Genomic DNA, 5,639 nt, shown 5'->3' on the forward strand with positions numbered 1-5,639 from the left:
AAGACCGCGCTGCCTCCCCAAGACCGCGCTGCCTCCCCAAGACCGCGCTGCCTCCCCAAGACCGCGCTGCCTCCCCAAGACCGCGCTGCCTCCCCAAGACCGCGCTGCCTCCCCAAGACCGCGCTGCATCGCTTGTGGATGTGTTGAGAAATCAACAGTCGGATTCGGCATTTCAGAATCAGCTAGTTCAGATGAATTTAAAGTAGACATTTCCTGGGTATTTAAACTAATCATTAGATAAGCACTCATAATTAGTTCCCACCATTTATTAATCTCCTGAAAATCCGTAAAACGATAATCTGTCCAACCCAGTTCTTGTTTACACTGCCGAAAACCATATTCAACCCATGTTCGCCTCCCGTAAAGATTGCCTAGAATCTTCTTAATTTTACTCCTTTTATCCTGAATATTAGTCATGACAAAAGATGTAGAGTTCTCTGGCATGGTTTCAGGATCTGTAGTCATTTCCCAATAAGTTCTGTAACTTCTCTTGCCAAAAATAATTTCTCGGATATATCTAGTTTCTGATTTTTGATTGCTAAATATTCGCTCAAACTTACACCACTTATTAGCTCTTACTCTCTGAGCAACTGGCATCCAGACCCCATGATTGCTTTTAATTGCTAATATCCAAGGTAATTTGTATTTGTCTAATGTACTGATAAATGAACTACTTTCACCATACAAGCTATCAGCTAATACTAAGTCAATCCGAAATCCATAATTGACTAATTCAGTAATTATTTCCGAGGCTAGTTCAATCTTCGTTTTGTATGTATCTCCTTCTTTCAGTTTTCCTTGTGGTTTAAAGACTTTAACTAGTAAAGGAAAAGTAATATTTTTATAGACTCCATAAGCATTTACTGACACGATTCCATTATCTACTTTTCCTACACTGCCTAAATATTGTCTGGCTACATAGTCAGTTTTATTTCCTTTTTTTCTATCCCCTGTCTCATCAATTATTACCGTGATTATTTGGGAGTTTAATGCTTTGAGCGTCCGACTTAATCTTCGGGATGTTAATTCAGTCGCTGACCAAGGAGAATTGGCTAGAAAATGATGGAGTGACTGAGCAGATTTTATGCCTACTAACTTAGCTATTTCTGGAGGTGCGACCCGTGGCGAATTTAATTCGCCTAGGTCAAGCGCACCTATAGCGACTTTCTCTTTATCGGTGAGATTATTCCTAAATGTAAATATTTGAAACATTCATAACTTCTTACTTCTGGAAACAGGTCTTTATAAGCCTCACAATATTGATCAATAACCGAAACTGTTGGTTGTGCATCTCTGGCACTATGTTTGAGAATCTGTAACTCTACATCCATTGCCCTATCTACCTTTGAGCTACCCAATCTGTTTATTCTCTTATTTTACTTCTCGGAGAGTGACAAAAGAGGGATATATATTTGGCGATAAGTCGTCAAGTCATCGCTAAATATTTGTTCGCGTAGCGTGGCCTACGGCCAGGGGTCTATCCATCCCCACCCCTGCATAGGGATGGGGATGGATAGACCCCTCAAACTCCCCGATCAGTTAAACAGTGAAAAGACTGTTGGCTTGATCAGGTTTTGATACAGGGCATTATTAGTTTCAGGCAACGATAGCAACTGCAGTATTGCCCCCATTGCCATTTGGTGTGGGGACTTTTTTGTCGTACTTTAGCTACAGCGACTTTCAGATCGTGTCGGCTTGAATACTTATCCCTGATTAATTAATCAATGCCTAAAACACCCTACCGATTTACTAGCAAAGCATCCGGAATACCTCACTTGATCAAGTAAATTAATTGGTGTAGAAACAGGTAATGCTTTACCCAGCAGACTACTCTATGACTAAAAAAATCTTGATCGTTGATGATGAACCTTATATGAGACTGCTGATCGAGCAAACCCTGGAAGACCTGGAAGATGAAGGGGTAGAATTACTCACCGCTGAGGATGGTGAAGATGCTCTAGAGCAAGTTAAGTCAGAGCAACCTAATCTGGTATTTCTAGATTTAATGATGCCGAAAATGAGTGGTTTTGATGTCTGTAATCAGATCAAAAATGTTCTGTGTATCAAAGATATTTATGTGATCATGCTAACGGCTAAGGGACAGGAGTTTGATAAACAAAAGGGCAAAGAGGTCGGCACAGATATGTACCTCACTAAACCCTTTGACCCTGATCAAGTTTTGGAAAAATCTCAAGAAATACTTGGTATCACCGCTACTAGCGTGAAGTACCCCAACCTGCTTCGCTGAGGTTGGGGCTTCCAATTCTCAGGTCAACTCAGGGACGGTTTTATTCGTCTTTCGGGCTTCCCGCGCGCGTCCCCGACGCCTCAACCAGAGGCGCGACCCAAGGCCGGGGAACCCGGCCTTGGAGGCGCGCGCCTGCTAGAATTGGTCTTACTCAGCGTCCACAGGCAGACATCCGCCTTCCGCAGACGTATAGTTTGACGACAGACTTACCTTGGAATTACAGCATCTATGGCTAACCAGCCGGGGCAAGTCTCTTCCCTGAGCTCTGCTAGTACTTTGTATACCTTCTATCAATAGGTAGCCTTTTAGTCAGTCAGGCGGGTCATCGACCAATTTTATTATATCACGAATCGGTCTCGCTATCCATCCCCAGCTTTAAAGAAGCTGGGGATGGATAGCGAGTTTTGTTAAAGCCATCATCCTTCAGCTTCTGAGTTCGCCGTAAGCACGAATCATTGCTTGAGTTCCCTGTTCACCTCCTTTACCACTGTCAAGTTGTTGAACAACTTTGAAAAGACGGTCAGCTAATTCAACTCCAGCCAAATCCAGACTAGAAGACTGGAGGCTTTCGAGTACAAGCCTGAGGTCTTTGACCATGTGCTTAATCATGAAACCAGGCTCAAAGTCAGACTCAGCCACTTGTTGCCCTAAGTTGGATAACGCCCATGACCCAGCAGCACCTGTGCTACAAACCTCAATAACTAAATTAGGGTCAATTCCTTGATGTTCTGCCAACTTCATTGCCTCGCATAGGGCTACCATATGGACAGAACAAAGCACCTGGTTGCACAGTTTAACGGCTTGACCGCTGCCCACCGGACCGCACAGGCGAATGGTTTTGCCAAGAATTTCCAGTAGGGGTTTACACTCCTCGAAGTCCTTCTGGTCGCCTCCAAGCATAATGGTTAGGGTCCCATTTTTGGCTCCGATATCCCCACCGGAAACTGGTGCATCCAGAAAACGTAGGTTGTGCTTCTTTAGTTCCCCACTGATTCCCTGGGCTGCATTTGCTCCAATGGTGGTGAAATCCACAATTAGGGTATCGGGTTTGGCATACTCAGCCACTCCCTCAGCTCCCAGCATAACCGCTTCCACATCTGGGACATCCCCCAAGCAAGAAAAAATGATGTCAGCTGACTCGACGGCTTCCCGGATCGATGAGACTACCTTGGCTCCAGCATCAGCAGCAATCTTGACTCCTGGACGACCGGGGGTGCGATTCCAAGCCATAGTGGGGTAATTACTGGTGGAATAATCACTACGGGCAAGATTGGCTGCCATATATCCACCCATAACGCCGAGACCAAGAAAGGTAAGATTGCTGTTCATGCTGATTCCATTAAGTCCGCTTATAATATTCGGTTCTTCAGTACCTAGTATGCTAAACTATTAGTTAAAATTCCAATTAAGTAAACATCTGGATTGAAAGTTTTTAAAGTTTCTGAATCCATAAGCTGAACGTTTAATAACTTTTAATTTGTTATTAATACCCTCAACCACCCCACTAGTTGTTCTGTTATCAAAGTATGCGATAATTTCATCTAACCAACGAATAATAGTATTCCGGCTTTTCGGAAAATAATTTTGCGCTTCTGATAACCATGTACCTAATTTGAATAGCCCATCTAACCAATCATTTGTTTCATCAAAAATTTGGCGAATTTTTTCTTTAAATTCGTGCATAGTTTTAAGGCTTGGAGAAACTTATTTCACTTGAGCTAGTTTCTGACTTTGTTTTTTCGTCAAATATTTTTCATTTTTAAAAAGGGCATATTTACTTTTTTTAAGTTTCTCTAAACTCTGTTTATGATTTTATTTATCTGACTTGGTTTTAGCGTTTTTTAGTAAAGTTGTTAATTGAGTTTTTTCGAGTTTTATTTGTGAGTCTAGTTCTTGATTTATTTGTACCATTACATGAAATCTGTCGGCTACAACTTGAGCATTGGGCATTAATTCTAAAACTAAGCTTTTGTATCCTTGCCATAAATCAATACTAACCTCTTCTATCTTATCTAAGACCTCTCTACCCCATTTAATCAAAAAATTTTTGATTTCTAATTGTGTTCTTCCTTCTAATATTTGAATTAATACTGACTTCTCTAAATCTATTAATACTGCACAATAATTGCCTTTACCTTTAACCAGAGCTATTTCATCAATTCCTAGCTTTTTCAAATTTTTAGGTGGAGATTTGGGCAAGTCTGACCTGGCATCTTTTAACATTCTTTCTATTTCTTCTGTTGTCACTAATCCTTTTTGGGCTACACTTCTTATATCACTTCTTAAAACTTCTTTTAGGGTTGTCTCAGCCAACCTTTTAGTATATTTTCTTCTTTTCCTGACGAAATCTAACTTTTCACTGAACGGTTTTTTACATTTTTGACATTTAAACTGTCGTCTATTTATTTCCAAAAATACTGGGGACTCTCCCCAAGGCAAATCTTTAATTATATATCGATGATTTTGATGTAATTTATAACTTTTTGTCCCACACTGAGTACAGATGCTTTCATTACTGATTGACTCAATCTGTAAAATTATTCCAATCCCTTTGTGCTGGTGACGCGAACCAACTTTTACCCCTTTTATATCCAGAAGTTCTGTCAGCACTTTAATTTCCTTCCTTTTGTGATTTCATAATAACAAATATATATTCAAGTTACTTCCCTGATAGTTCTAGTTAATAATAGCTCATCTTTATAATTTAAATAAAGCTACATTTTGGGCTATAATTTGATGCATTTTTTTTAGTGTATTAACGACTTAAATTATTAGTTTAGCATACTAGGTACTGAAGAACCATATTTTTTAGCTTTACTATAGCGGTTTGTATTATAATCAGGTACACAGGATTTTTCCCCTCTTATCTGTTCCCTGTTCCCTGTTCCCTGTTCCCTGTTCCCTGTTCCCTAAAAAATTTACCTAACCCCATTAACCCCTATACAAAATAGACACAAAATCTCCCCTTTACTCACTTTCCTGCCGTTTAAATTCAAACTTGAACAAAGTGTAGCGGGGAGAGACTGAGATCAACAGGACCATCGAAGCCCACTCCTAAAAATAAATACGATTTAGTTATTTATTTTTTTTGTAGTATATTATTTAATTAATTTTTAGCGAGCAACGATTGATAATTTTAAACTAGTTGATTAGCCAAAAGTACTATTACAATTATATATATTTCGTGAAATTTACTGGCCAAAGATATAGCTATAACCCTTAGCCAGCAACGATTTATGATTTTGCATAGTTTACAAATGATTTGGGTGTGGCTCTTTTGGAAAGACGTTTGGTCAGGTTTAGAGAGGTATCGGAAGAGTAGGAGGAGCAGTAATAGAGCAACGAGCTTGAATTAGTCGTTTCATCAAAGGAAGGCCATCTTTGTACAAAG

2 protein-coding genes and 2 pseudogenes are annotated in these 5,639 nt (G+C 40.0%); 1 reads left to right on the forward strand and 3 read right to left on the reverse strand.

Annotated elements, in window-relative coordinates; translation table 11 throughout:
• Positions 1-132: 132 nt before the first annotated feature.
• Positions 133-1,331: pseudogene (locus F6K64_RS37775) on the reverse strand (IS701 family transposase); the annotation flags it as partial.
• A 503-nt stretch (positions 1,332-1,834) separates the two neighbouring features.
• Here F6K64_RS37775 and F6K64_RS37780 point away from each other — a divergent pair.
• Entirely contained in the window at positions 1,835-2,248 is a 414-nt protein-coding gene (locus F6K64_RS37780) for a response regulator transcription factor (RefSeq protein WP_044495885.1), read from the forward strand.
• 423 nt (positions 2,249-2,671) lie between these two features.
• Here the strand turns inward: F6K64_RS37780 and F6K64_RS37785 are convergent, their stop codons facing one another.
• Together F6K64_RS37785 and F6K64_RS37790 are read right to left on the reverse strand one after the other, a co-directional pair.
• Complete coding sequence (locus F6K64_RS37785) at positions 2,672-3,577, reverse strand: NAD(P)-dependent oxidoreductase (protein WP_044495884.1); 906 nt, start codon at positions 3,575-3,577, stop codon at positions 2,672-2,674.
• Between the two features lie 60 nt (positions 3,578-3,637).
• Positions 3,638-4,864: pseudogene (locus F6K64_RS37790) on the reverse strand (ISL3 family transposase).
• Positions 4,865-5,639 lie beyond the last annotated feature (775 nt).

Source organism: Moorena sp. SIO3A2, from assembly GCF_010672265.1.
Lineage (GTDB): Bacteria > Cyanobacteriota > Cyanobacteriia > Cyanobacteriales > Coleofasciculaceae > Moorena > Moorena producens.